Below are 26,197 nucleotides of genomic sequence, written 5' to 3'. Positions count from 1 at the left end.
CGAGTCAATGACTGGAGCCGGCACGAGCCGGAACACCCTGTGTCGCCGACGAGCACGCCGCACGAGCGATCGACCAATCACCTGGTCAGTCATCTGCGAACACCGAAGGCAGTGCGATCCGGATAGCGTGAGCGCGACCCCTCGCCGGGAGACCGGCCGTCACGGTTCGAACAGGTCCAGCTGTGGCTCGCGCGGCCTGACCTCGATCGAACCGAAGACCAGATCCGGTGGCGGAACCAGGCCCAGGTGTTCCCAGGCCGCGGCGGTGGCGACGCGACCACGGGGGGTACGGGCCACCAAACCTGCTCGTACCAGGAAGGGTTCGCATACTTCCTCGACGGTGGCGGCCTCTTCGCCGACCGCGACGGCCAGGGTCGAGACGCCCACCGGACCGCCGTTGAAGCCGCGGATCAGCGCACCGAGAACGGCCCGGTCGAGGCGGTCGAGGCCCAGGACGTCCACGTCGTAGACGGCCAGGGCGGCGTGCGCGATCTTGGTGGTGACGATGCCGTCGGCCTTCACCTCGGCGTAGTCGCGGACGCGGCGCAGCAGGCGGTTGGCGATACGCGGCGTGCCACGGGAGCGGCCAGAGATTTCGGCGGCGGCGGCGGAATCCAGTCGGACGCCGAGGATTCGGGCCGAGCGTTCCAGGATGAGTTTCAGTTCGGCCGGTTCGTAGAAGTCCATGTGGCCGGTGAAACCGAAGCGGTCACGCAGGGGGCCGGTGAGCGCGCCGGAGCGGGTGGTGGCGCCGACCAGGGTGAAGGGGGCGATGTCGAGGGGGATCGAGGTCGCGCCGGGGCCCTTGCCGACGACCACGTCGACACGGAAATCCTCCATGGCCAGGTACAGCATTTCCTCTGCGGGCCTGGCCATTCGGTGAATCTCGTCGATGAACAGCACATCGCCCTCGACCAGGTTGGACAGCATGGCCGCCAGATCGCCCGCGCGTTCCAGCGCGGGTCCGGAGGTCAGGCGCAGCGCGGTGCCGAGTTCACCGGCGATGATCATGGCCATGCTGGTTTTGCCGAGGCCGGGCGGGCCGGAGAGCAGGACGTGATCGGGGGTGCCGCCGCGCAGTTTCGCGCCGCGCAGCACCAGGGCGAGCTGTTCGCGGACGCGCGGCTGGCCGATGAAGTCGTCCAGGGATTTCGGGCGCAGGCTGGCTTCGATCTCACCGTCGGACTTCAGATAGTCTGCGCTGACTGCGGATTCGTCGTCGTCCTCGGCGAAGTCGGTGAATTCCTCGGTCATGATCGCCTATCGGTTCTTGCCGAGCAGTCCCAGCGCGGTGCGCAGCGCCTGCGAGGTGCCGATGCCGGGTTCGTCGGCCAGCACCGCGTCCACCGCGCCCTCGGCCTGCCGGGCCTGGAAGCCGAGTCCGATGAGTGCCTCGACCACCTGGTCGCGGATCGGGGTGACCATGGGCGCGGGACCGGATCCGGGCGGACCGGACTGCACCGGAACCAGATTCACCTTGTCGCGCAGTTCCACCACCATGCGTTCCGCGCCGCGCTTGCCGACGCCGGGCACGCGGGTCAGGGCCGCCACATTGGATTCGGCGAGCGCCTTGCGCAGCGCCTCGGGTTCCAGCACCGACAGGATCGCCATCGCCAGTTTCGGTCCGACACCCGACACCGTCTGCAGCAGACTGAACAGTTCGCGGGACTCGGTGTCGGCGAAGCCGAACAGGGTCATCGAGTCCTCGCGCACGATCATGGTCGTATAGAGGCGCGAGTCCTCGCCACGGGTCAGTCCGGACAGGGTGGCGGGTGTGGCATTGAGCCGATACCCGACCCCGGCGGCCTCGATCACCGCATGGTCGAGCCCGATCTCGAGCACCTCACCGCGTACCGACGCGATCACCGCGTTACCGCCTTCCGTCCACACTCGTTGCCGGTCAAGCTGTTCCTCGCACCACAGACGAACAACTGTTCGAGAGTCTAACGGACCGTACCGATCCGCCCGATCACGACACGGCGCGATGCCGGTCACGCCCGCAGTGCGCGCACCATCATCCATCGGCCACCCGTAGACGCCGGTGGAAATCGCCGGAAACGCCACCGTTTCGGCCCCGAGTTCGTCTGCCACCCGCAGCGATTCGCTATAACACGAGGCCAGCAGTGCCGAATGCTCCTCGGCCGCCAACCTGCTGTTCGGTGATGTCACCGCGTACCGCGCGCAGTTCGGTCATGCGTGGATTCTCGCATCGGGACCGGGGAACTCCGAATGTGGTGCGGGGCCGGATTGTTGGATCAAGATCCGGTCGGGGGCATGTCGCCTCGCCCGTTGTCGACTGTGGCGCTGAGGAAGTCGATGCTGGTGACGGTGCCGGGCTGCCAGGTGTCCGGACCGGTGGTCATGGGGCCGGTGGTCCAGGTGCCGTCGGGGTTCATGGTCGACGGGCCGGGGCGTAGCGGGCCGGGGGTCCAGTGGCTGTCGCAGGTTGCCGGGACTCGGGTGGTGGTGTGCGGGTTCACCCGGATCGGCAGGATGTGGGTGTCGATGATGTTCAGGCACGAGACCCGGATCTGCACGCGGTAGGCGTCGTCGGTGTCGTTGACGCAGGAGCCGTTGCGGCAGGAGAGGCCGGGCGCGAGGTCCTTGGCGGCTGCCTCGGGGGCGAGGACGCCTGCGGCGGTGCCCAGTAGTGCGGCTGCTCCCAGGCCGGTCATCAACCGTAGCGACATGGTTCGATCACTCCTATCGACAAGGTTCCGACCCGTGATCAACCTTGCCGCACAGGAGCTTTCGCGACATCGGGGACAACCCCGAGATCTCCCCCGGAATACAGCGGTGGCCGCCCGCGAGGTGCGGGCGGCCACCGAATGCCGGGTAGCTCAGTCGTCGAGCTCGGCGAGCACCTCATCGGAGATATCGATGTTGGTGTAGACGTTCTGCACGTCGTCGCTGTCCTCGAGCGCGTCGATCAGCTTGAAGACCTTGCGTGCGGTGTCGGCGTCGACCGCCACCGACATCGAGGGCTGGAAGCCGGATTCGGCCGAGTCGTAGTCGATGCCCGCTGCCTGCAGGGACTTGCGGACCTCGATCAGGTCGGTCGGCTCCGAGATGACCTCGAACTGCTCGCCCAGATCGGTGACCTCTTCGGCGCCCGCGTCCAGCACCGCCATCAGCACGTCGTCCTCGGACTGGCCGTTCTTGTCCAGAGTCACGATGCCCTTGCGGTGGAACAGGTACGCCACCGAACCCGGGTCGGCCATATTGCCGCCGTTGCGGGTCATGGCCACGCGCACCTCGCCGGCGGCGCGGTTGCGGTTGTCGGTGAGGCACTCGATCAGAACGGCGACACCATTGGGGCCGTAGCCCTCGTACATGATGGTCTGCCAGTCGGCGCCGCCCGCTTCTTCACCGCCGCCGCGCTTGCGCGCGCGCTCGATGTTGTCGTTGGGCACCGACGATTTCTTCGCCTTCTGAATGGCGTCGAACAGGGTCGGATTGCCGTCCGGGTCACTACCACCGGTGCGGGCCGCCACCTCGATATTCTTGATCAACTTCGCGAAGAGCTTGCCGCGCTTCGCGTCGATCCCGGCCTTCTTGTGCTTGGTGGTGGCCCATTTGGAGTGGCCGCTCATTCCCTACTTCCTCGTTTCAGGGGGCTTCGTTCGTCAAAGTCGCAACGTACCCGCCCCGTCGGACGGACAGCCGCACCAGTCTACTCGAGTGCCCGCTCAGACACCGGCGCGCGGGCGCACCACGGTGTCGACGAACAGCTTGTGCACCCGCAGATCCCCGGTTACCTCCGGATGGAAGGAGGTGGCCATGACATTGCCCTGCCGCACCGCGACGATCTGCCCGGCCGCCGGACCCGACGGCACCCGAGCCAGCACCTCGACGCCGGCACCGGCACGTTCGACCCACGGGGCGCGGATGAAGACCGCCCGCACCGGGCCGTCGTCGAGCCCGGCGAAGTCGAGGTCGGTCTCGAAGGAATCGACCTGACGACCGAAGGCATTGCGGCGCACCGTCATATCGATGCCGTGCAGCGCCTGCATATCGGCGCGCGTGTCGAGCACCTCGGCGGCGAGCAGGATCATGCCCGCGCAGGAACCGTAGGCGGGCAAGCCATCTCGCAGCCGCTGACGCAGCGGCTCCAGGAGTTCGAAGACTTCCAGGAGTTTGCTGATGGTGGTGGATTCGCCACCGGGGATGACCAATCCGTCGATGGCGGCCAGCTCGGATTCCCGGCGCACCGGGACCGCCTGCGCCCCGCTGGCCTCGAGCGCGTGCAGGTGTTCTCGGACGTCACCCTGCAGGGCCAGCACACCAATCGTCGGTTTCACGTCGTCGAGCATACGTTCGGCAGGGTGTGTGGCCCGGCTCACCCAGGCCGTCAAGGTTTCGTCAGGGCAGGTGCTCGAGAGCGTTTGCGGGTGAACACTCCCGATGTGACTGATGTTCTTCCACACGCCCGGCCCGAGACGGGGACCGAAACCCGGCCGCGACGCGGGCTGACCGTCGCGACCGGACTTGCCGGACTATCGCTGGACGCCATGGCCTCGGTCGCCTACGGGCCCGAGGCGATCGTGCTGGTGCTGGCCGCCGCCGGTAGCGTCGGCCTCGGCTACACGCTGCCGGTGACCCTGGCCATCGTGGTGCTGCTGACCGTGTTGATCGCCTCCTATCGGCAGGTGATCGCGGCGTTCCCGAACGGCGGCGGCGCGTACGCCGTCGCGAAGGCCCGACTGGGCAGGCGCACCAGCCTGGTCGCCGCCGCCTCGCTGATCGTCGACTACGTACTGAACGTCGCGGTATCGATCGCGGCGGGCGTGGCGGCGTTGACTTCCGCTTTCCCGCAACTGTTCCCGTACACGGCGTGGATCTGCCTGGCGGTGCTGCTCGGGGTCACCGTATTGAACCTGTATGGAATCCGAGAGAGCGCCCGCGCCTTCATGGCCCCGACCGCGATCTTCGTGATCGGCATCTTCGTGGTGATCATCGCGGGGCTGCTGCGCGCCGAACCCGCGTCGGTGAGCACCGGTGCGGCCGTGGCGGAGAACGCACGCACCATCGGAATCCTGTTGCTGCTCAAGGCCTTCTCGAGCGGGTGTGCCGCACTGACCGGTGTCGAGGCGATCGCCAACGCGGTGCCCAGCTTCAGCGCGCCGAAGGTGAAGCGCGCACAGCGCGCGGAGGTGGCGCTGGGTGTGCTGCTGGGCCTGATGCTGCTGGGCCTGGCGACACTGATCGGCAAGTTCTCGATCCACCCGATCGAGGGCACCACCATCCTGTCGCAGTTGACCGAGGCCGCGCTCGGGCACGGAATCGCCTACTACGTGGTGCAATTCGCGACGGTGATCCTGCTGGCGCTGGCGGCCAACACCTCCTACGGCGGGCTGCCCACACTGACCAAGATCCTGGCCGACGACAACTGCCTGCCGCACCGATTCGCGGTGAGCTCGCCGCGCGAGGTGTACCGCTACGGCGTGCTGGCGCTGGGCGTGTCCTCGGCGGTGCTGCTGGTGGCCTCGCGCGGCGACATGAACGCGCTGGTGCCATTGTTCGCGATCGGCGTGTTCGTCGGGTTCACCATCGCGCAGGTCGGCATGGTGCGGCACTGGCTGCTGGAGCGTTCGCCCGGTTGGGGCCCGCGGGCCGCGCTCAACGGGTTCGGAGCGCTGCTGACCTTCGTGGCACTGATCGTCACCACGGCCATGAAATTCACCGAGGGCGCGTGGCTGATCGTGCTGGTGCTGCCGTTGATCGTGATCGCGATGGAGCGGGTGCGCACCGTCTACGGGCAGATCGAGGGCTGCCGCGGCTCGGGCTGTGTGCCCGCCGAGCCGCGGCCCTCCGAGACCGCCATCGTGGTGCCGGTCTCGGAGGTGTCGGAGCTGAGTCGGGAGGCGCTCTCGGCGGCGATGTCGCTGGGCCGGGACGTGATCGCGGTGCACGTGTGCCTGCCGGGCGAGAACATCACGGTCTTCACCAAGGAGTGGGAGACCTGGCATCCGGATGTGCGCCTGGTACTGCTGGAGGACGGGGATTCCACGGTCGGCGGGCCGGTGGCACGCTATGTGCGCGACCACTTCCCGGACCGCCGCAAGGTGGTGGTGATCGCGGAGATCGAACCGCCGGTGGGCTGGAATCACGTGCTGCCGAGTCATCGCAGTGATGAGCTGGAGCGGGTGCTGCGCAAGATGCCCGATACGGTCGTGTGCCATCTGCGGGTGCAGACGGCCTGAAACAGACAGCGCGCCGGGGACTTTCGTCTCCGGCGCGCTGTATTCGTTTGTGCCCTGCGTCTTTACGCCGCGCCGGGCGGGTAGGAGCCGCCGCTCTTGTCGCGGTAGTTGCGGATCAGGCCCTCCTGCACGACGACCGCGACCAGCTGCCCCTCGCGATTCCAGATCCGTCCGGCGGTGAGCGCGCGGCCCGCCCCGGCCGAGGGCGACTGCTGGTCGTAGAGCAGCCAGTCGTCGGCGCGGAACGGACGCAGGAACCACATGGCGTGATCGAGCGACGCGTTCTGGGTGGGCTCGTCGGGGTGGATGACCTTCGAGGAGCCGAGCAGCGTCATATCGCTCATGTAGGCCAGCGTGCAGACGTGGAACAGCGGATCGTCGGGCAGCGGGTGCCGGTAGCGGAACCACACCTGCTGCTGGGCGATGAGCCCTTCGCGGCGGTCCACGTCGTCCTGCGGAATGGTGCGGATGTCCCAGTGCTCCCATTCGCGCATGGCCCACAGTCGTTCCGGGCTCATGGACTCCTTGGCGTCGTCCAGTTCCAGCGGATCGGGCACGGTCGGCATCACGTCCTGATGCTCGGGGCCCTCGTCGCCGACATGGAAGGAGGCCGACATGGTGAAGATGGCCTCACCGTTCTGCACCCCGGTCACCCGGCGGGTGCAGAACGAGCGCCCGTCACGAATGCGGTCGACCAGGTAGACGGTCGGCTGCTCCGGATTGCCGGGGCGCAGGAAGTAACCGTGCAGCGAATGCACCAGGAAGTGCGGGTCCACCGTGCGCACCGCCGCCACCAGCGACTGCCCGGCGACCTGCCCGCCGAATGTGCGCGGCAGCTGCGTCTTGGTGGACGCACCGCGGAAGATGTCGCGTTCGAGCTGCTCTATCTCGAGAGCCTCTTCGATCGTGGCCATGCACTTCGTCCCTTCGCCGTGGTCGGGCTCAGGCTAACAACTCGCAGCGATTCGCCGATGCGGCGGAGCCCGTGGAGGGACCGGAAAATCCTTACGTTTTGCTTACGCCCAGCGGTGGCAGCATGTGCTGACGGGCTCACGCTCGCTGGTTTCATGGCTCGAACGGGGGATGCCGGTGTTGGCAATTGCCGAGGTCGATCAGGCCTTGGCTCGGCTGGATGCCGACCATGGGGAGATATCCGCGAATCTCGCGGAGCTGGAGCGACATCCGGGGGTGCGATTTCTCGACGAAGTGCCGCTGAGCGGGGACAGCGCGGCGCGCTGGGCGGAGGCCCGGGTTCGGCTCGACACGCTCTGGAGCCGGTTGCGACTGTTCGAATCGGTGTCCGCGCAGGCGCATCGGGTGCGGGCGCGGCGGCCCAGGCCGGGCGCGGGTGAACTCGCGGAGTTGACGACGCTGCTGTGCGACGCCTCGGTCACGCTTGCGCCACAACCGATTCCGCTGGCCCAGCGGGGACTGCTGGGTCCGGCGGCGGTCAGCCGGGCCTTGACGCTGACACAGCTGGTCGCCGAGATGACGGCCGACTATCGGGAGGTGGCGCGGCTCGCGGGGCTGGGCGACACGGTGTTCTCCGAGATCCTGCCACAGGTGGATCGGGCCGGGGACCGGCTGCGGGAACTGCGGGAACTGGCCGCCGATCCCCGGCTCACCGGGATGGCGGCCGCAGCGCTCGCGCGGTTGGATGCCGCCGAGGCGCGATTGAATGCCGAACGGGCACTGGCGATGTCGGATCCGCTGACGCTGGCCGCCCGCGAGCCCGGTGACACCCTCACGGGCGAGCTGGACGCGGTGCACCAGCTGCTGCGCGAGCTGCTGGACCGCCGCGACGAACTGCGTGGCCGGATCCGTGCGTACCGCGTCAAGGCGGCCCGGACAGGGTTGACCGAGGATCCCGGCATCGACGCCCGCTATCGACGCGCCTATGAGCTATTGCATTCCACCCCTTGCGATCTCGATGCCGCCGCGCACGCGGTGACCGAGTATCAGCAGGCGATCACCGAGAAGACGGCGACACGATGACCACATGCGCACGGCCGGGTTGCACCGGCACGATCCTCGACGGCTTCTGCGACGAATGCGGGCTCGCGCCCGCGCTCACCTCCTCGATTCGGGTGCTGCCCACGGCCTCCGGTCCGGTGGTCAACGGATCCTCGGTGCCGTTCACCCATTCCGGCACGCTCACCGGCACCTCCGGTCGCTCGGGGCGGCAGAGCAGGCGGGGATCCAGCCGCTCCTCGTCCCGCTCCACCCGTACGGCGCGGTCGAGCCGGGGACGCCTCGGTGCGGGCCTGGTGTCGATTCCGCAAGTGCCGTACCGGGATCCGTCGACGGCGGTGATGGCCGATCCGCAGGTGCCCGAACGGGAGCGGTTCTGTAGCAACTGCGGTGACGCGGTCGGGCGCGGGCGGGCGGGGTCGCCCGGGCGTACCGAGGGCTTCTGCCGCAACTGCGGCAGCGCGTACTCCTTCGCCCCCAAGCTCGCCGAGGGTGATCTGGTGGCCGGGCAGTACGAGGTGCTGGGTTGTCTCGCGCATGGCGGTCTGGGCTGGATCTATCTGGCGCGCGACCGCAATGTCAGCGACCGCTGGGTGGTGCTCAAGGGCCTGCTCGACACCGGCGACGCCGACGCGCTGGCGGCGGCGGTCGCCGAACAGCAGTTCCTGGCCTCGGTCGAGCATCCGAACATCGTGAAGATCTTCAACTTCGTCAAGCATCCCGATCCGCGCGGCGGCGAGCTGGTCGGCTACATCGTGATGGAGTACGTGGGCGGCGCGTCGATCAAAGAGCTTCGCTCGCAGCGGGATTCGACGGGGCGGCTGGAGCCGCTGCCGGTGGCGCAGGGGCTGGCCTACATTCTCGAGATCCTGCCCGCGCTGGGCTATCTGCACGGGATGGATCTGCTGTACTGCGATTTCAAGCCCGACAACATGATTCAGACCGAGGAGCAGCTCAAGCTCATCGATCTGGGCGCGGTGCGGCGGATGGACGACGAGGACAGTGCCGGGTTCAAGACCGACGGCTACTGCGCGCCGGAGCTGGAAACCGAGGGCGCGTCGGTGGAATCGGATCTGTTCACGGTGGCGCGCACGCTGGCGGTGCTGATCTTCAACTTCGACTACCGCGGCACGTACCGCTATACGCTGCCGCCGGATGCCGAAGCACCACTGCTGGGCCGGTTTCCGTCGCTGCGGCGGCTGCTCGAGCGGGCGACAGCTTCGGATCCGAACGAGCGCTTCGGGTCGGCGTCGGAGATGGCCGAGCAGGTCACCGGGGTGCTGCGCGAGGTGGTGGCCGCAGAGGACGGGCAGCCGCGACCGGCGCTGTCGAGCGTGTTCAGTGGCGAGCGCAAGGCTTTCGGCGCGGACCCGCAGCAGTGGCCCGCCGTGCCGGATCCGGCGATCGTGGCCGGGGCGCTGCCGATTCCGATGGTCGACGCCACCGATCCGGCCGCCGGATTCCTCGCCACCACCAGCATCGGTGACCCTCATCAGCTGGTCGTCGCGCTGGAGGCCGCGCCGGTCTCCTCACCCGAGGTGACCCTGGCGCTGGTGCGGGCTCGCATCGAAGCCGGTGACCACGACACGGCGCGCACCGAGCTCGCCGCGCTCGAGGAGACCGAGGACGCCGACTGGCGCATCACCTGGTATCGCGGTCTGGCAGCGCTGTCGAGCCGCGACTTCGCGAGCGCGCGAAAGCATTTCGACACCGTGTACGGCATGCTGCCGGGTGAGGCCGCCGGCAAACTGGCCCTGGCGGTCGCGCTGGAGTGCTCCGGTGAGCACGACGCCGCCTCCCGGCTGTATCGAACGGTGTGGCGGACCGACAACGGATTCCCCAGCGCGGCCTTCGGTTTGGTGCGCACCCGATTGCAGGAACGCGATATCGAGGGTGCGATCGCGGCCGCGGAATCGGTGCCCGACACCTCGAGTCATCACACCGCCGCGCAACTGGCCGCCCTCGGGGTGCAGCTGGCGGGCGGGTCGGGGCCGTATCTGGTGGCGGCGGGCAATCGACTGGGGGTGCTGCCGCTGGATCCGGAGCATCGGGCGTGGCGCAGTATCGCCGTGCTGGATGCCGCCCGTACGCTCACCGCCGCGCAGCCGGTCGAGAACGGGGCGACGGTGCTGGGCTGCCGGTTCGCCGATACCGAGCTGCGGCGGGCGCTCGAGACCCAGTACCGGTCACTGGCGCGGCTGACCACGGATCGGATCACGCGACGCGATCTGGTGAACCGGGCCAATGCAATTCGCCCACTGAGCTGGGTGTGACATGACGACTGTGCCCACCACTGAAGAGCTCACGGGCGAATGCCCGGCTTGCGGAGCCGGGTACTCCCCCGGCGATCGGTTCTGCGAGGACTGCGGGGCGTCGTTGCGTCCCGCCGATCCGGCAGTGCCGCAGTGTGTTTCGTGTGGCGCGAGCGGGCTCGACGCCGACGGGTTCTGCCGTGTCTGCGGGATCCGCTCCACCGCCGGGGATCGCTGCGAGATCGACATGGGGGTCGCGGCCGCGGTCACCGATCGCGGAAAACATCACGCGCGCAACGAAGATGCGATGGCGGTGCGGGTGCTCGAATCGTCGGGGACCGTCGTGCTCGTGATCTGCGACGGGGTGTCGAGTTCCGACCGGGCCGACGAGGCGGCCGGGCTGGCCGCGACCGCAGCGGCCGAGCATCTCGTCGGCGCGCTGCGCAGCGGCCGCGGCGCGGAGGCCGCGATCGAGGCGGCCATCGCGGTGGCCGCCGACGCGGTCGCCGACCTCGGTGACCGCGCGAACCCCGGAGACCACAGTCCCGCCTGCACCATCGTCTGCGCCGTGCTCACCGCCGACGCGGTGACCGTGTGCTCGATCGGCGACAGCCGCGCCTACTGGCTGGCGGCCGCCGTCGCGGACACCCCGGCGCAGCGGTTGACCGGCGACAATTCGGTGGCCGCCGGGCTGGTCGCGCTCGGCGTGGACGAGGCCGTGGCCATGTCGATGCCGGACGCGCACACCATCACCGCGTGGCTGGGAGCCGACGCCGACCCCCTCGCACCGGTGGTGCGAACCTTCGTTCCGGCCGGGCCCGGCGCGGTGCTGCTGTGCAGCGACGGACTGTGGAACTACTTCCCCGGTCCGGACGAACTCTCGGCCATCGTGCTGCCCCCGACCGCCACCACTCCCCTGTCCACGGCCCATCGGCTCGCCGACCTGGCGCTCGCCGCAGGCGGCAGCGACAACATCACCGTCGCCGTCGCACCGTTTCCCGCTACCCCGAGGAATAGCCGATCATGAACGCGCCATTGGGTTTCCACATCGACACCTTCCAGAACGAGTACCTGCCCGCGGGTGCCACCCGGGTCGATGCCGTGGTCACGGTGACCGCCAGCGGAGGCGGTCCGAGTCCGGCGGGCGGCGCGGCCGAGGTGATCATCCTCGACTGCTCCGGGTCGATGGATCACAGTCACGGCAAGCTCGCAGCCGCCAAGAACGCCACGGCGGCAGCGATTTCCGCGGTGCGCGACGGGGTCGAGTTCGCGGTCGTCGCCGGGACCGATACCGCGCGCATGGTGTATCCGGTGACGCCGACGCTGATCACCGCGAGCCCGAATCACAAGGCCAACGCCATCGCCGCCGTGCAGCAGTTGCGCGCGGGCGGCGGAACCGCCATCGGCAGCTGGCTGGCGTTGGCACGCAACCTGTTCGGGACGCGGGACGGTCTGCGTCACGCCATCCTGCTCACCGACGGCCGCGACGAGCATGAGACCGCCGCGCAGCTCGACGTCGAGGTGCAGGCCAGTTCCGGGGTGTTCGTGTGCGATTGCCGCGGTGTCGGAACCGATTGGGAGATAGCGGAATTGCGCAAGGTGTCCACCGGGCTGCTGGGCACCGTGGACATCGTCGCCGACCCCGCGGATCTGGTGGCCGACTTCCGGACCATGACGACGGCGGCCATGGGCAAGTCGGTCGCCGATGTTTCGCTGCGGCTGTGGACTCCGCGCGGCGCGACCGTGCGCTTCGTCAAGCAGGTCGCGCCGGAACTGCTGGATCTGACCGGTCGCAGGACCGAAACCGGTCCGCAGACAGGCGAATACCCGACCGGGTCGTGGGGTGGCGCGGAGAGCCGCGACTATCACCTGGGCCTGGAGGTCGCCGCGGGTGGACTCGGTGATGTGATGCTCGCGGGGCGGGTCGGCCTGGTGCGGGGCAGCGGTGCGACGGCGGAGGTGCTGGGGCAGGGGCTGATCAAGGCCGTCTGGACCGAGGATGTCGCCCAGTCCAGCAAGATCAGCGCCGAGGTCGCCCACTACACCGGGCAGGCCGAACTCGCCGGAGCCATCCAGGAGGGCCTCGCCGCCCGCCGCGACGGCGATCTCGACACCGCCACCCGCAAACTCGGACGGGCCGTGCAGATCGCGGCGGCGTCCGGGCATGCCGACACCGCCAAACTGCTCGAGGGGGTGGTGGATGTGCTCGATGCCCGCACCGGGACGGTCCGGCTGAAATCCGCGGTCCGCAAGGCCGACGAGATGACCCTGGACACCCGCTCCACCAAGACCTCCCGCGTGCAGAAGCGGTGAGCGCCGTGTCGACCTGTCCGGCCGGGCACGAATCGACGGCCACCGACTACTGCGACGTCTGCGGGTTGCTACTGGAGGTCACCGAGATACCCACGGGGGCAGCCGAACCCGTGGAGGTTCCGTGTCCGCAGTGCGGAGAGCCGCAGACCGGGCGCTTCTGCGAGGGCTGTAGCTACGACTTCGTCGCCGGTGTGCCCGCGGCCACTGTGGCGATGTCCGCGCCCACGGTGCTCGCGACACCGGTTCCGGTGCTGACGCAAACCTCGTGGACCGCAACGGTATCCGCGGATCGCTCCTACTTCGACACCATGCGCAGTCCGGACGACGACGTCGAATTCCCCGCTCAGTGCCCCGACCGGGTATATGTGCTGAACGGGACGCAGCAGCGGGTCGGGCGCCACAGCGCCTCGCAGCGCATCGAGCCGGAGATCGATCTCGCCGGGCCGCCGCAGGATCCGGGCATCTCGCATCTGCACGCGCTGCTGCTGCCGCATCCCGAAACCGGTTGGGCCGTGCTGGATCTCGGCTCCACCAACGGGACGCGGCTCAACGACGCCGTCGACCCGATCACGCGCGGGGTGGCGGTGCCGGTGCGATCCGGCGACCGCATCCACCTCGGCGCGTGGACCACCCTCACCGTGCACCAGGAACCGGGAATCACCTCATGACCGCGCTGCTCACCCCGACCCGGTCCACCCCGGCCCGCACCCTGCTGCCGCGGGTCCGTTCGGCGCTGCCGGGTCGCGCCGACACCCCCGACTGGATCCGGCTACTGGCCGTACTCGCCGTCGTACTGACCGGCATCACCGCGCTGGTGCTGGCCGCCGACGCGCGCTCGGCGCGGCACGGCATCGACGTGATCGGGCAGCACACCGCGCCGACGGTCACCGCCACCGAGGACCTGTACTTCGCGCTCGCAGATATGGACGCGCAGCTGGCGAATGTGCTGCTGGCGGGCAGTGATTCGACGCTCGCCACCGTGCGCGCCACGTCGCTGACCACCTACGAACAGCGCCGCACCCAGGCCGATGCCGACCTGCAGCAGGCCATGACCATCGCCACCAACGACGATGCCGCCCAGCAGATCCGCGACCTGCTCGACCGCTTCGGCAAGTACCAGGCGCTGGCCGCGGACACCCTGCAACTCGGCGACCTCGACCACGACCCGGCCGGGCAGCCCTCGGCCCGCACCCTCGACGCCTATCGGTCGGCGACCGCGCTGGTGCCCGACTTGCTCACGCGCGCACAGAAACTCGCCGACACCAACAGCGGAGTGCTCAGCCAGGCCTACCACGACACCGAGCACACCACGACCATGGCGCGGGTGCGGATCGCCGTGCTGGGCGTGCTGCTGCTCGCCACGCTGATCGGCTTGCAGGTGGTGTTGCGGGTGACGCTGCGCCGCCGGGTCAACCCGGCGCTGGCGTTGACCACCGTGCTGGCGGCGGGCCTGCTGCTCGGCGGATTTCTCGCCAACGGTACAGCGGCACAACAGCTCACGGTCGCCAAGCAGGACGCCTTCGATTCGCTGCTGGCCCTGCGGCAGGCACGGGCGGTCGGCTTCAGCGCGAATGCCGACGAGAGCCGCTATCTGCTGGACCCGGCCCACGCCGACACCTATCAGCAGGGGTTCTTCGACAAGTCGCAGCAGCTGGCCTCGGTGCCCGCGCACACGCTCGAGGAGTATCGGGCCGCCCTCGACACCGCGCTCACCGGGTACCGGCCGCCGCGGGTGCCGGTCGGGGTGGACTCGTTCCTCGGGAAGGAATTGCGCAACATCACCTTCGGCGGTGAGCAGAGCGCCGCGTCCCAGGCGCTGACCGCCTATCAGGCGTATCAGCACGACGACGGGGTGCTGCGCGATCGGTCCCACACCGATCTGCACGGCGCGATCGCCTTCGACACCGGCAAGTCCAACGACGATTTCGGGGTCTACGACAAGGCGCTGGTCGCCACCATCGAGATCAACCAGCACGCGTTCGACACCGCGATCGACAGCGGCCAGCAGGCGCTGTCGGGGTGGGGGAACTGGCTGCCCTACGGCGCGGCCGTGGTGTTCGCAGTGCTGGTGCTGCTCGGGGTGCGGCCCCGGCTCGCCGAATACCGCTGACCCGGCGCGAAGCGGGGCACGCGAACTGATCATGATGGTGGCGTGCCCCGATTCACCGCGCTGAGCCCCGACGCCCTGACCGTCCTGGTCGCCGACCGGGCGGCGGAGTCCGACGGCTACACGGTGATCGCCGTGGACGGGGCCGACGCGGCCCGGCCGGTCTCCTTCGCCGAGGGCGTCGCGGAATTGCTGCGTGGCCGGGGCCGACCGGCGGCGACGGTGTCACTGCACGATTGGGTGCGACCGGCCTCGGTGCGGCTGGAATACGACCGCGACAGCGAATTCACCTACCGCACCGGCTGGTTCGACTACGCCGCCCTGACTCGTGAAGTGCTGCAACCACTCCGGAGCAGCGGCCGCTACCTGCCCGCCCTGTGGAACGAGCACACCGATCGTTCGGCGCGCGCCCGCATCCAGGACGCGGCACCCGGCACCGTGCTGCTGGTCGCCGGTCCGATGCTGCTGGGTCGCGGGCTGAGCTTCGATTTCACCGTCGAACTGCGCATGTCCGAGGCCGCGCTGCGCCGCCACACCGATCCGGCGCAGCACTTCACCGTCGACGGTTTACTCGAATACGACCGCGAGCGTGACGAATCCGCCGATCTGCTGATCGCCTGGGATCACCCCGACCGTCCCGCGCTGCGCGTCGGCTGACGCACCGGCCACCGGACGGCACCCGGCTGAGGGGTGCCGGGTACCGCCCGGCGATCGGCGTTTCGACTACCAGCGATGGCGGGTGTCGAACGTTTCGGTCGGGTAGTCGTCGAGATTCGAATGCGCGCTGTTGCGGCGGGCGGGCCAGTAGCGGCTGGCGTACTGGCCGCGGATGCGGCTGAGATCGGGTTCGTCGATATCGGTGATCCCGACCTGGAACAGCATCAGCATGGTGAGCATGCTGACGGTGACGATCAGCGGGGCGAGCAGCTGCGCGGGCTGCGCGCCGCTGGGCGTGTGCATCTGGTCGGCCATGTGGGCGCGCATGGCGTACATGCCGGTGTAATGCATGCCGCACACCGCGATTCCCATGATCAGGGCCGCGCTGATGGTGGCGATGATGCCGTTGACATGCAGTGCGAACCACAGGGCGGCGATGGCGGCCACCACCGCGATCACGACCGACAGCAGCACCAGCCAGGGGTCGTACACCACGGCCGCATCGGTTTTCATCGCGTACATGCCCGCGTAGTGCATGCCCGCCACACCCAATCCGGTGATGGTGCCGCCGGTGACGAGCGCGAAGATCTGATCGTGCTGATGCACCACGATGTGCAGGCCCAGCCACACCACCGCGATGGCGACCGCCGCGCTGAGCAGGGTGATCGGCACGTTGTAGCGAATGGTGCTGTCCTGCACCGAGAATCCGAGCATGGCGATGAAGTGCATGACCCAGATGCCGGTTCCGCCCAGCGCCACCGCTCCGGTCACCACCCACGCGCCGCGCCCCTGCTGATGCCGGGCCCGCACCATGCAGCGCAGCGCCAGCAACGATCCGGTGACGGACATGGCGTAGGCGAGGATGGGAGTGAGCCACCCATAGGTGAACTGGTCGATCTCGAGCATGCGGGCTCCTTGCCAGAAAAGCTCAGAATGACGTTTTCACCGGTGGTTGAGCCGAACACTAGCGAGGAACCAGCAGGTCGTAAATTTGCCGTAGCGCAATACAATAAAGTTGCCGGGTTTGCTGGGCGGCATGCACGCAGGTAGCCGGTGGTATGGGGAGGGTCACGGTGATCGGGATGCTCACGTATGCGGCACTTGACGGCTAGCACCCGACCGGCAAACCAACTAGGGCCGAAAGTCCCTCGCACACAATGAATGTCCTGATACAGAAAACCGCCGGATGGTCGGGGTGACCATCCGGCGGTTCGAATCAGTTTGCGAGGCAGCCGATTACCGGCCGCGCTCGGCGGTGCTCTACCAGCCGCGCTCGGCGAGGCGGTGCGGCTGCGGGATGTCCTCGACATTGATGCCGACCATGGCCTCGCCCAGGCCGCGCGACACCTTGGCCAGCACGTCCGGGTCGTCGTGGAAGGTGGTGGCCTTCACGATGGCGGCCGCGCGCTGCGCCGGGTTGCCGGACTTGAAGATGCCCGAGCCGACGAACACGCCCTCCGCGCCGAGCTGCATCATCATGGCGGCGTCGGCGGGGGTGGCGATGCCACCGGCGGTGAACATCACGACGGGCAGCTTGCCGGTCTCGGCGACCTCGCACACCAGCTCGTAGGGGGCCTGCAGTTCCTTGGCGGCCACGTACAGCTCGTCCTTGGACAGCGAGGTCAGGCGGCGGATCTCGCCGCGGATGGTGCGCATGTGGGTGGTGGCGTTGGAGACGTCGCCGGTGCCCGCCTCGCCCTTGGAGCGAATCATGGCCGCGCCCTCGGTGATCCGGCGCAGGGCCTCGCCCAGGTTGGTGGCGCCACACACGAACGGGATGGTGAAGGCGAACTTGTCGATGTGGTTGGCGTAGTCGGCCGGGGTCAGCACCTCGGACTCGTCGATGTAGTCCACGCCGAGGGACTGCAGGATCTGCGCCTCGACGAAGTGGCCGATGCGGGCCTTGGCCATGACGGGGATGGAGACGGCCGCGATGATGCCGTCGATCATGTCGGGATCCGACATCCGGGACACGCCGCCCTGGGCGCGGATATCGGCCGGGACCCGCTCGAGCGCCATGACGGCGACCGCGCCGGCGTCCTCGGCGATCTTGGCCTGATCCGCCGTGACGACATCCATGATCACACCGCCCTTCAGCATCTCGGCCATGCCGCGCTTGACGCGGGCGGTTCCGATGGTGGGCGTGGTGTCGGGCGTGGTCACGGCAAACTCCTGGGTCATGTGGGCCAATCGGATCGCTCGGAATCGAACGCCACTGATTCTATGCTGCGGTTTCAGGCCACTTCATAGCCAGTCGGGTACGACTGGACTGCTCACCCGGCTCCCGGTGGCGCCGGTCACAGAGAATCCGGCTATCGCAAGGCAATTCGCTCGTCGACAAGCTCGAACTCCATGGTCACCGGGATCACCGCGACGCCCAGGGCGGCCCGCAGCCGGGGCAGCGCCTCACCCAGGATGCGGCGGCGCAGGGCGGTGATGTCCGCGCCCGCCGCGGCCGACACCACCAGGTACAGCTCCGGCGCGCTCCCCGGACCGGACAGCACCGCCGAGACCGAGCCGACCTCGGGATAGTTCTCGACCTCCGTGGCGACGGCGTCGGCGGCCACCGAGGAGGCCAGCGTGGTGGTTCCGGCCGTGTCCGGGGTCGCCAGTTCCCACGACACCGGGCGGGGCAGGCGATTGCGTTGCAGGGCCAGCCAGCGCAGGCACAGCAGGCCGAGCACGATCGCGGCGATCACGATCACCACCAGTACCCAGGTCGGCGGGACGGCGGTGCCGGGCACCAGGCGATCGCCGGTCTCCACCCACGGCACCCGGCCGCCGTGCGCGGCGACCGCGTATCCGCCTGCGGCCTGCAGCAGCAGGCCGATCAGGGCCAGCAGGGCCCGGTTCAGCCGAGCCGGTCGATTCGACGACGTGCTCATCGCGTACCCGCTTCCTTCCGCGCTTCGTGTATCCGGGTTCGCACCGCGGGTTCGGCGACGCCGATGCGGGACAGTGTCCGCGAAATCGAGTTCCGCACAGCTGATTCCGCATCCGGGGCATTCGGGGTAGAGCTGCGTTCCGGATCGGCCGCACCGTCGGTCGAGATCGGGTCGGCGGCGGTCGCGGAGCCCCCCGGATTCGCTGGGCCTGCCATCGGTGGCGCGATATCCATCGGATGCACGCTGGTGGCCTTCAGTCGGATCTTCTTGCGGCTCAACGCGATCCGACCGGCATCTATCCCGGGCAGTGCGTTCACCTCGCGGGCCAGCGCCGAACGGACGCTACGTCGCGCGACACCTGCTGTGCTGCCGGCTATTTCACCGAGGGGAAGCAGGACGGGGCGACCCGGCAGCACCGCGAGGCCCAGCAGGAACAGCCCGAGAACGAGCGCGACGATACCCGCGGTGAGGACGACCGGATCGGTCCAGTAGATGCCGTGCAGCCGAGTGGCGACACTGTCGTAGGACACGAGTTGGTTTCCGCCGGTGAGCTTCTGGATCAGCGAGATCGCCGCGACCAGGCACAGCGCGAATATGACCAGTGCCGCCAGCACGGCGGGCCATACCCGGCGCGGTCGCCGGATCATCGCACCCTCCGCCCGGATCGCGCTGCGGCGGTGCGGGATTCGGGGACCAGGGCGGTCACCACGATGTCGACGCCGGTCACGATCACGCCCGCCAGCTCGTGCGCGCGGTGCACGACGTGGCGGCGGCATTCCTCGGTGACCCCGGCGACGGGCAGCGGGTAGCGGATCGGCAGGCGCACAGTCAGTTCCGCGCGCTCGCCGGACATGGCGGCCTGCACGGTGACGTCGGGTTCGACCCCGGCCACCTCGCGGGCGGCCTGCGCGGCGATGCGCCGCACCGCGCGCTCGCTGACGGTGGTCGTCCCGGTGGTCTCGGTGCCGGTGTCGGGCGCGGTGATCGCGGCCGTCACCGCCGTCCTCGATCCCGGGCCGAGCGCATCAGCCCGGACAGGTCCACCTCACCGTCGAGCCAGCGGCCGATCAGCAGCCCCAGCCCGGAGAACACCAGCACGATGGCGAACGCGCCCAATCCGCCGAAGGCGGCGGCGAATCCGAGCGCGATCCCGATGGCCAGACAGATCGATGTGGCGTTCACTGCGACTCCTTCGCTCGGGCGGGACCGCTACTGGACGCGTGTCCCCGAGGACGGCTGCTGCTGTTCGTCGTCGTCCTCGGGGATGTAGACGTCGTTGACGTTGATGTTCACCTCGACCACCTCGAGCCCGGTCATCTGCTCGATGGCGGCGACCACGTTGCGGCGGATGGCGCGCGCCAATTCCGCGATGGCGACGCCGTATTCGACCACGATCTCCAGATCGACGGCGGCCTGGGTCTCGCCCACCTCCACCGAGACGCCCTGCCCGATGCTGGCCGACGCGCCCGGGATGCGGTCGCGGATGGCTCCGAAGGCGCGGGCCGCGCCGCCGCCCAGGTCGTGGACGCCGCGGACATTGCGGGCGGCCAGGCCCGCGATCTTCTGCACCACGATGTCGGCGATGGTGGTGCTGCCCTGTTCGGTCTGCAGGACGCCGGTGCGCCCGGAACCGGTACGGGTGGAATCGGATTCGGCGGGCTTGTCGGTCCCGGTCCTGCCGGTGTCGGCCTTCGCGATGTCGGTCTTCGCGGTGTTCGCCTTGGCGGTATCTGTCGCGGTCATGTCTTCCTCCTGAATCCCGTGCGGTGAAACGGATGAACGGACTTGCACCCCTTCGGACACGGCCTCCTTCCGAGCGTCACGGTCATGTGAGTCATGTCACGTCATCGAGTGCGGTGGATTCCACGTCGGTGACGATCACACGGACCGTCGTGTCGGCCCAGGCGGTGTCGGCCAGGATCGGGGCGACGGCCTCGGTCAGGCGGTCCGCCAGCGGGCGCAGCGGCAATTCGGTTGCCACCACCCGGATTTCGATCAGTCCCGGTCCGATGTCGACGGCACTGCCACGAATCGGCTTGGGCAGCCACGAGGTGTCGGTGAGGGTGGGGGCGGGCCGGACGCCGGGCACCGCGGCCATCGCGTCGGCGATCGCCTCGGCCAGGTCGGTGGCCGCGCTCATCGCGTCCCCGGTTCGATATCGACGACGGTCACCATCACCTCGTCGACGAGGACGCCGGTCTGTTCGCGCACCACCTCGATGACCGCGCGCTGCACGGCGGCCCCGACCGCGGCGACCGAACGGTCCGCGCCGATCGCGATATCCAGTTGCACACCGAGGGCATCGGAATCCCGCGATACCCGAGCACCTTCCGAGGCGGCGGTCTCGTATCCGGACCACAGCTGTTTGCCGGCGCGGGTGAGTCCGGCGACCAGGCCGCGCAGGCCGGGTTCGACGCGCACCACGCCCGATACCCGGGAGGCGGCCCAGGCGGCGATACCGGCGACCACCGCGTCGGCGACGACGAGTTCGGTGCGGACCGAGGTCACCGGCCTCCCTCCTGATAGACGTCCACGATGGTGATGTCGAGTCGTCCGACCAGTAGACCCGTCCGGGTGGACGCGGCCGCGGTGACACGCTCGCGCACCTGCGGCACGATTCCGGGGACGCCCGCGCCGTCGACGTGGACGGCAATGGTCATCGAAATGTGCACCACCGCTTCCCCGTCCGGGGCGATGCCGACCACGCGCAGGCGGCAGCGGCGGGCGCGCACGCCCGGCACCGAGTCGGCGGCGAAGCGCAGCACCACCGCGACGGCCTGCTCGCTGACCGACACCACGCCCGGATGCGGGGTCACCACGTCCATGGTCGCGCCGCGGCGCAGTTCGGAGCGGACCGCGGACATGATGCGGCCGAACAGGTCCGGCGGCACCGGGTCGGGTTCCTCGATGAGTTCCTGGGTGGCTTCGCGCAATCCGAGCAGGCTCTCGCGGGCGGTGCGGCAGTGCACGCAGCCGGTTTCGTGGGCGTCGCCGTTGCCGTTCTCGACGGTGTCCAGCCGCTCCCACACCCGTTCCAGGCCACGGCCGCAGGGCAGCAGATAGTCCTCTTCGGTGTCGGTCACCGCCATGGCTTCATCACCTCCGCCAATTGTGCTCGGGCCCGCGCGATCCGCCCCCGCACCTGGGTGGCGTTCGCGCCGACGATCTCACCGATCTCTTCATACGAGCGGCCGTGCACCTCGCGCAGCAGCCAGCAGGCCCGCTGTTCGGGCGTCAGTTGCTGCAATGCCAGGGTCAACGCCTCGAGCTGCCCGTTGACCTGGGCAGCGTGCTCGGGACGGATGTCGGCGCGCGGGGATTCGGTGGCGTCGAGATCCACGTCGGCCGCGGGCTGGCGTTTGCGCAGCACATTGAGGCACTGATTGGTGGTCATCCGATACAGCCACCCCGCGAAGGCCGCATCGTCCTGCAACTGTTCGATGCGCCGCCACGCGGTCAGGAAGACCTCCTGCACGGTGTCCTCGGCCTCGACCCGATCGGCCAGCATCCGCGACGCGAGCCGGTACATAGCGCTCTGATAGCGCAGCACCAGCTGCTCATAGGCCCGGACGTCACCGTCGCGTACCCGCCCGGCCAGGGTGGCATCGTCGGGCTCGGTCGCGAGGGCTGCTTCGGGCATGGTCACAGCACCTCCTCATCGCTTCGTCCATAAGGACACCGCCGCGCGAAGATCGTCACGCTGCATTATGAGTGACGGTTGTCTCAGCGTTAGCTACCCCGAGACGGCGCGGCCAACCAGAGCAATGAAGAGGCCTGCGAATGTGGAACCTGGTCGGCGCCGATCACGAACATGCGCGGACTGCACACCCGACCCCGGTGACGGCCACACTCCCGCCGATACGTCCTTTGGCTGAGTTCAGCCCAGGCGGTATACGTAGCGACTGGTGGGGACGAGGTCCAGGTTCTGGTGAGCGCCGATCCGGACGACGGATTCCATCAGTCGCGTGACCCGCCGCTGCAATTCGGCATCGTCACCGCCACTGCCGTAGAAGGCGTGGGCGCTGGTCATGGCTTCCATGTGGAACAGCTCTTCGACCAGGGCATCGACGTGATTGCCCGGGGTGATGGGCTCGGAGACGGTGTTCTGGACATAGCCGAAGGTGTCCTGGGTTTCGATGGCGATGGGGGTGTGCACCACGTGCCAGCGGTGCAGCCACTCCTCATGTGTGAGTTCGGCGGGGATACGCAGGATCGCGACATTGGCCAACGCTTCCGTGCGGACCCCGTCGGGCACCTCGGGCGGAACGATCGGCCGCCGCTCATCCACGATCCACCCGTTCACCGCATCGGCAACGGAACTCAGCACGGCGGTGACGGATTCATGGTCTCCGTCGGTCCACACGCTCACCACGGCATCCACCGGCGACGGGTAGGTGCTGTGCTTGACCTGCGCCGCACCGACATCCGCGTCATGAATGTTCACCTGCAACGCGGTAGCCCCCACCCCGGCCAGCTCCTTGCGCAGCTCCTCCCCCCGCAGCCGCTCCCCCAGCTCCGAGCCCCACACCACATACATCAACTTCATGCCGGAATTCCTTGCCACAGATCACCATTGATCGGCCCACGGTAACCCGGGCACCGACGGGCCGGGCAGGTTCGAACGAACCGGTCTCACCCAGCGGACGGCCCGCGGTTCAGCGGATGGAGCGGACTTCGGGGTCGATGGCTCCGTCGGCGGCGGCTATGGCTTCGGCGAGGAGTTGGTCGAGGTGGTAGGGGTAGACGGTTTCGCCGGAGTGGTCGAGTTGGGCGATGTCGGTGGGGGTGCACCATTTGTTGCCGGTGATGGAGCGGCGTTCGACGTAGTCGAGGTTGGCGGGGTCGACTTCGAAGTTCTTGGTGCGCAGGGCGAAGAAGAGTTCTTCGGAGCGGATGAGTTCGCCGTTGAAGGGGAAGACCGCGACGCGGCGCCAGAGGGGGCCGCGCAGGTGGGAGGAGTCGGCGGTCAGGCCGGTTTCTTCGTAGAGTTCGCGGATCGCGGCCTCGCGCAGGGTTTCTCCGGGGTTGACGCCGCCGCCCACGGTGAACCAGAAGGGAACGTCGGGGACCTTGGGGTCGCAGCCGCGCAGCAGGAGCATGCGGTCGGCTTCGTCGATCAGGACGACGCGGGCAGAGGTGCGCACGGTGTCGACGTCGAGGCCGGTGGAGGCCGCGGCGGTGACGCGTTCGGCGATCTCGAAATAGGTGGGCAGGGGGGCGGTACCGCCGAGGTGCAGCCAGCGGACCGGGCGGCGGGTGCGCAGGGCGAGGGTGTCGCGGACCGCGTCGTTGTGGAAGCGGCGCGCGATCAGGACGCGGGCCTCGGCATCGGCGAGTTCGGCGACCAATTGTGGTGGGAGCAGGCCGATATCGACACCCGAGAGCGCGACGGCCAGCTGGTTCTCGACGGTTTCGCGGTCGCGCCAGTTGGAGCGTTCGGCACGGTCGGCCAGGGCGGTGAGGCGGCGGGCCTGTTCGACCAGCGCCGGATCGTAGAGCCCGGCCAGGATGGTGGCCACCGCCCGACCCACCACCGCACGACGGGCCAGCGCCGCGTCCAGCGCATGGCGAGCCTGGTCGCTGCGCACGTGCAGGCGGTCGAGGCGGTTGGCGGTGGTGTAGGCCCAGACGCCCGCGGTGATGATGAACGCCGCGACGAGCGCGAGAACCAGGATGGTGGTCGCGGAGAAAGTGATCATCCGGCGGTCCGGACACGCACGTCGCCGACGGTCACGGTCTCGTAGACGCGCAGGATCTGCTCGGCCACCACCGGCCAATCATATTCGCCGACAACCTGATTGGCGGTGCGAATGAATTCCTCACGCCGCGCGTCGTCGGTCAGCATGGTGCTGATCGCCGCGGCCAGCTGCCCGGAATCTCCGACCGGCACCAGCATCCCGGCGGTGCCGTCGCGCAGCACCCGCCGGAAGGCGTCGAGATCGCTTGCCACCACGGCGGTTCCGGCGGCCATCGCCTCCACCAGCACGATGCCGAAGCTCTCACCACCGAGATTCGGGGCGACGTACACGTCGGCACTGCGCATGGCCGACGCCTTCTCCGCATCGGTCACCTGCCCCAGGAACCGCAGGTGCCCAGCGTTTTCCCCGGCCTCACGCCGCAACCGGTCCTCGTCACCGCGCCCGACGATGAGCACCTCCAACTCCGGATGCTGCGCCACCAGTTCCGGCAGCGCCCCGAGCAGGACCTCCATCCCCTTGCGCGGTTCGTCGAAGCGCCCCAGGAACAGCACCGACTTCCCGGCCCGCGGATACCCGCTCAGCAGCGGCGCGTGCGCGAACGCGGGAACGTCCACCCCATTGGGGATTTCGACCGCATCCCCGCCCAGCGCCTCCACCTGCCAGCGCCGCGCCAGCTCGCTCACCGCGATCCGGCCGCTGATCTTCTCGTGGTACGGCCGCAGCACACCCTGAAAAGTGCTGAGCACCAGCGACTTCGTGGTCGAGGTGTGGAAGGTGGCCACGATCGGCCCCTCCGCGATCTTCAACGCCAGCATCGACAGGCTCGGCGCGTTCGGTTCGTGAATGTGCAGCACATCGAAATCGTTCTCGGCGATCCAGCGCCGGATCCGCGTATAGGCGGTGGGCCCGAACGACAGTCGCGCCACCGACCCGTTGTAGGGAATCGCGACGGCCTTGCCCGCGGACACCACGAAATCCGGCAGCGGCGTGTCATCGGCGGCGGGCGCGAGCACGCTCACCTTGTGCCCGCGCTCGATGAGCACCTGCGCCAATTCCACGACATGCGACTGCACCCCGCCCGGGACATCGAACGAGTACGGGCAGACCATGCCGATTCTCATAGCGCCCCTGTCCCGGGTGACCCCTCGGAACCGGTGTCGGACACCGGTTCCCGATACCCCAGTGTCGCCTGCGCGGCGGCGATGCGCTCGAGCCGCGCGGGCGACAGGTCGCCCTTCCACACGGGCTGCAGCATGTGCCAGTCCGCCGGATAGGCGGCGATATTGGCCTCGAACACGTCGGCGAGCGCCTGCGTCGCGGCGGCGACGCCCTGCGACAGGTCGAGCGGCTCGAAGATCTCGACGCCCCAGCCCTCACGCCCGTCGGCCTCGACGGTGAACCAGCAGTGCGCGGGCAGCAGCGCCGCCCCGGTCTCCTGCGCCAGCTTGGCCGCACCGGCCGGCACCCAGGTCTGCTCACCGAACATGGTGACCGGCACACCTTTTCCGGTGAGGTCGCGCTCCCCCATCAGGCAGACGACCTTGTTGTCGCGCAGCCGGGCGGCCAGCTGCGGGAACGGCGGCTGCTCGCCACCGGTCAGCGGGAACACCTCGAAACCGAGGCTGGCCCGGTACTCGATGAACCGCTCGAACAGCGACTCCGGCTTCAAACGCTCCTGGACCGTGGAGAACGGGCCGTGGTTCTGCACCAGCCAGACCCCGGCCACATCCCAGTTGCCCGAGTGTGGCAGCACCAGCAGCACGCCTTTGCCCTCGGCCAGCGCCGCTTCCAAATTCGCGGTGCCGCGGACATCCAGCTTCCCCAGCGCCGCGTGATCCATCGACGGCAGCCGGAACGCCTCACGCCAGTAGCGGGCATAGGACCGCATGCTGGCCTCGATCAGGCTGTCGGGCACCGCATCCGGGGTGACACCCAGCACCCGGGCCAGGTTGCGTCGCAACTGATTCGGCTGGCCACGGTGCGCCTTCTTGTTGGCGCGTCGGGCCGCGAAATTGGCTCCGGCGTCGAAACCCTTGCGTGCCATGCCTTCCGGCAGCCCGCGCACGACACGCCAACCTGCCGCGTAGGCCTTGTCGGTCATCGCGGACGT

Annotated in this window: 29 protein-coding genes and 1 pseudogene; 8 read left to right on the top strand and 22 right to left on the bottom strand. The window is 68.9% G+C overall.

Going from position 1 to position 26,197, the window contains the following annotated elements:
* Positions 1–159: 159 nt before the first annotated feature.
* The 6 genes and pseudogenes from ruvB to pdxT form a co-directional block, all read right to left on the bottom strand.
* The gene (ruvB, locus tag OG300_RS06930; protein WP_405493302.1) at positions 160–1,254 is read right to left on the bottom strand and encodes a Holliday junction branch migration DNA helicase RuvB; all 1,095 of its coding nucleotides are present in this window, start codon (positions 1,252–1,254) and stop codon (positions 160–162) included.
* A gap of 6 nt (positions 1,255–1,260) precedes the next feature.
* The gene (gene ruvA, locus OG300_RS06925; RefSeq protein ID WP_405498492.1) at positions 1,261–1,866 is read right to left on the bottom strand and encodes a Holliday junction branch migration protein RuvA; all 606 of its coding nucleotides are present in this window, start codon (positions 1,864–1,866) and stop codon (positions 1,261–1,263) included.
* Positions 1,867–2,010: 144 nt separating this feature from the next.
* A pseudogene (locus OG300_RS06920) lies at positions 2,011–2,169 on the bottom strand (macro domain-containing protein); the annotation flags it as partial.
* An 86-nt stretch (positions 2,170–2,255) separates the two neighbouring features.
* Positions 2,256–2,690, bottom strand: a complete 435-nt coding sequence (locus tag OG300_RS06915) for a hypothetical protein (RefSeq protein ID WP_405493300.1) — start codon at positions 2,688–2,690, stop codon at positions 2,256–2,258.
* A 150-nt stretch (positions 2,691–2,840) separates the two neighbouring features.
* Positions 2,841–3,593: a YebC/PmpR family DNA-binding transcriptional regulator gene (locus OG300_RS06910; protein WP_405493298.1), complete on the bottom strand. Its 753-nt coding sequence runs from the start codon at positions 3,591–3,593 to the stop codon at positions 2,841–2,843.
* A gap of 96 nt (positions 3,594–3,689) precedes the next feature.
* Positions 3,690–4,313, bottom strand: a complete 624-nt coding sequence (gene pdxT / locus OG300_RS06905) for a pyridoxal 5'-phosphate synthase glutaminase subunit PdxT (RefSeq protein ID WP_405493296.1) — start codon at positions 4,311–4,313, stop codon at positions 3,690–3,692.
* Positions 4,314–4,511: 198 nt separating this feature from the next.
* Here pdxT and OG300_RS06900 point away from each other — a divergent pair, with 198 nt between their 5' ends.
* The gene (locus OG300_RS06900; protein ID WP_405498491.1) at positions 4,512–6,203 is read left to right on the top strand and encodes an APC family permease; all 1,692 of its coding nucleotides are present in this window, start codon (positions 4,512–4,514) and stop codon (positions 6,201–6,203) included.
* Positions 6,204–6,265: 62 nt separating this feature from the next.
* On the opposite strand, the gene OG300_RS06895 is transcribed toward OG300_RS06900, so the two are convergent.
* The gene (locus OG300_RS06895; RefSeq protein ID WP_405493294.1) at positions 6,266–7,117 is read right to left on the bottom strand and encodes an acyl-CoA thioesterase; all 852 of its coding nucleotides are present in this window, start codon (positions 7,115–7,117) and stop codon (positions 6,266–6,268) included.
* A 178-nt stretch (positions 7,118–7,295) separates the two neighbouring features.
* Between OG300_RS06895 and OG300_RS06890 the strand changes: the two genes are divergently transcribed.
* Genes OG300_RS06890 through OG300_RS06860 form a run of 7 tightly spaced genes read left to right on the top strand, consistent with a single transcriptional unit; the run spans position 7,296 to position 15,503 of the window.
* Positions 7,296–8,198 carry a hypothetical protein gene (locus tag OG300_RS06890; RefSeq protein ID WP_405493292.1) on the top strand — a complete coding sequence of 301 codons (903 nt, stop codon included), beginning with the start codon at positions 7,296–7,298 and terminating at the stop codon, positions 8,196–8,198.
* Positions 8,195–10,447: a tetratricopeptide repeat protein gene (locus tag OG300_RS06885; RefSeq protein WP_405493290.1), complete on the top strand. Its 2,253-nt coding sequence runs from the start codon at positions 8,195–8,197 to the stop codon at positions 10,445–10,447. Before OG300_RS06890 ends, OG300_RS06885 begins: the two co-directional genes overlap by 4 nt.
* Position 10,448: 1 nt before the next feature.
* Positions 10,449–11,453, top strand: a complete 1,005-nt coding sequence (locus OG300_RS06880; protein WP_405493288.1) for a PP2C family serine/threonine-protein phosphatase — start codon at positions 10,449–10,451, stop codon at positions 11,451–11,453.
* On the top strand, positions 11,450–12,739 hold the full coding sequence (locus OG300_RS06875; protein WP_405493286.1) for a VWA domain-containing protein: 1,290 nt from the start codon (positions 11,450–11,452) through the stop codon (positions 12,737–12,739). The genes OG300_RS06880 and OG300_RS06875 overlap by 4 nt, the downstream gene beginning before the upstream one ends.
* Positions 12,736–13,407, top strand: coding sequence for an FHA domain-containing protein (locus OG300_RS06870; protein ID WP_405493284.1), 672 nt, complete (start codon positions 12,736–12,738; stop codon positions 13,405–13,407). The genes OG300_RS06875 and OG300_RS06870 overlap by 4 nt, the downstream gene beginning before the upstream one ends.
* A complete protein-coding gene (locus tag OG300_RS06865; protein WP_405493282.1) occupies positions 13,404–14,849 on the top strand; it encodes a hypothetical protein in 1,446 nt (481 codons plus the stop codon). Before OG300_RS06870 ends, OG300_RS06865 begins: the two co-directional genes overlap by 4 nt.
* 42 nt (positions 14,850–14,891) lie before the next feature.
* A complete protein-coding gene (locus OG300_RS06860; protein WP_405493280.1) occupies positions 14,892–15,503 on the top strand; it encodes a hypothetical protein in 612 nt (203 codons plus the stop codon).
* A gap of 66 nt (positions 15,504–15,569) precedes the next feature.
* Here OG300_RS06860 and OG300_RS06855 read toward each other — a convergent pair whose 3' ends face one another.
* The 15 genes from OG300_RS06855 to OG300_RS06785 all read right to left on the bottom strand — a co-directional run bounded on the left by OG300_RS06855 (position 15,570) and on the right by OG300_RS06785 (position 26,188).
* Positions 15,570–16,409, bottom strand: coding sequence for an MHYT domain-containing protein (locus tag OG300_RS06855; protein WP_405493278.1), 840 nt, complete (start codon positions 16,407–16,409; stop codon positions 15,570–15,572).
* Between the two features lie 354 nt (positions 16,410–16,763).
* The gene (gene pdxS / locus OG300_RS06850; RefSeq protein ID WP_405493276.1) at positions 16,764–17,666 is read right to left on the bottom strand and encodes a pyridoxal 5'-phosphate synthase lyase subunit PdxS; all 903 of its coding nucleotides are present in this window, start codon (positions 17,664–17,666) and stop codon (positions 16,764–16,766) included.
* 149 nt (positions 17,667–17,815) lie between these two features.
* Positions 17,816–18,388 carry an alkaline shock response membrane anchor protein AmaP gene (locus OG300_RS06845; RefSeq protein WP_405493274.1) on the bottom strand — a complete coding sequence of 191 codons (573 nt, stop codon included), beginning with the start codon at positions 18,386–18,388 and terminating at the stop codon, positions 17,816–17,818.
* Complete coding sequence (locus OG300_RS06840; protein ID WP_405493272.1) at positions 18,385–19,035, bottom strand: DUF6286 domain-containing protein; 651 nt, start codon at positions 19,033–19,035, stop codon at positions 18,385–18,387. Before OG300_RS06840 ends, OG300_RS06845 begins: the two co-directional genes overlap by 4 nt.
* The gene (locus OG300_RS06835; protein ID WP_405493270.1) at positions 19,032–19,385 is read right to left on the bottom strand and encodes an Asp23/Gls24 family envelope stress response protein; all 354 of its coding nucleotides are present in this window, start codon (positions 19,383–19,385) and stop codon (positions 19,032–19,034) included. The genes OG300_RS06840 and OG300_RS06835 overlap by 4 nt, the downstream gene beginning before the upstream one ends.
* On the bottom strand, positions 19,382–19,570 hold the full coding sequence (locus OG300_RS06830; protein WP_405493268.1) for a hypothetical protein: 189 nt from the start codon (positions 19,568–19,570) through the stop codon (positions 19,382–19,384). Before OG300_RS06830 ends, OG300_RS06835 begins: the two co-directional genes overlap by 4 nt.
* A 27-nt stretch (positions 19,571–19,597) precedes the next feature.
* Entirely contained in the window at positions 19,598–20,131 is a 534-nt protein-coding gene (locus OG300_RS06825; protein ID WP_405493267.1) for an Asp23/Gls24 family envelope stress response protein, read from the bottom strand.
* Between the two features lie 91 nt (positions 20,132–20,222).
* On the bottom strand, positions 20,223–20,528 hold the full coding sequence (locus tag OG300_RS06820) for a hypothetical protein (protein ID WP_405493265.1): 306 nt from the start codon (positions 20,526–20,528) through the stop codon (positions 20,223–20,225).
* Positions 20,525–20,896, bottom strand: coding sequence for an Asp23/Gls24 family envelope stress response protein (locus tag OG300_RS06815; RefSeq protein ID WP_405493263.1), 372 nt, complete (start codon positions 20,894–20,896; stop codon positions 20,525–20,527). The genes OG300_RS06820 and OG300_RS06815 overlap by 4 nt, the downstream gene beginning before the upstream one ends.
* A complete protein-coding gene (locus tag OG300_RS06810) occupies positions 20,893–21,477 on the bottom strand; it encodes an Asp23/Gls24 family envelope stress response protein (protein ID WP_405493261.1) in 585 nt (194 codons plus the stop codon). The genes OG300_RS06815 and OG300_RS06810 overlap by 4 nt, the downstream gene beginning before the upstream one ends.
* The gene (locus OG300_RS06805) at positions 21,468–22,028 is read right to left on the bottom strand and encodes an RNA polymerase sigma factor (RefSeq protein WP_405498490.1); all 561 of its coding nucleotides are present in this window, start codon (positions 22,026–22,028) and stop codon (positions 21,468–21,470) included. Before OG300_RS06805 ends, OG300_RS06810 begins: the two co-directional genes overlap by 10 nt.
* Before the next feature lie 237 nt (positions 22,029–22,265).
* On the bottom strand, positions 22,266–22,934 hold the full coding sequence (locus tag OG300_RS06800) for a hypothetical protein (protein WP_405493259.1): 669 nt from the start codon (positions 22,932–22,934) through the stop codon (positions 22,266–22,268).
* 109 nt (positions 22,935–23,043) lie between these two features.
* The gene (locus tag OG300_RS06795) at positions 23,044–24,084 is read right to left on the bottom strand and encodes an NUDIX domain-containing protein (protein ID WP_405498489.1); all 1,041 of its coding nucleotides are present in this window, start codon (positions 24,082–24,084) and stop codon (positions 23,044–23,046) included.
* Positions 24,084–25,208: a glycosyltransferase family 4 protein gene (locus OG300_RS06790; RefSeq protein ID WP_405493257.1), complete on the bottom strand. Its 1,125-nt coding sequence runs from the start codon at positions 25,206–25,208 to the stop codon at positions 24,084–24,086. The genes OG300_RS06795 and OG300_RS06790 overlap by 1 nt, the downstream gene beginning before the upstream one ends.
* A complete protein-coding gene (locus OG300_RS06785) occupies positions 25,205–26,188 on the bottom strand; it encodes a phosphatidylinositol mannoside acyltransferase (RefSeq protein ID WP_405498488.1) in 984 nt (327 codons plus the stop codon). The genes OG300_RS06790 and OG300_RS06785 overlap by 4 nt, the downstream gene beginning before the upstream one ends.
* Positions 26,189–26,197: the final 9 nt, after the last annotated feature.

It is taken from the genome of Nocardia sp. NBC_00511, from assembly GCF_045161165.1.
Taxonomy (GTDB): domain Bacteria; phylum Actinomycetota; class Actinomycetes; order Mycobacteriales; family Mycobacteriaceae; genus Nocardia.
Note: the sequence above shows the minus strand (reverse complement) of the source record. Positions and strands in the feature narration are given on the sequence as shown.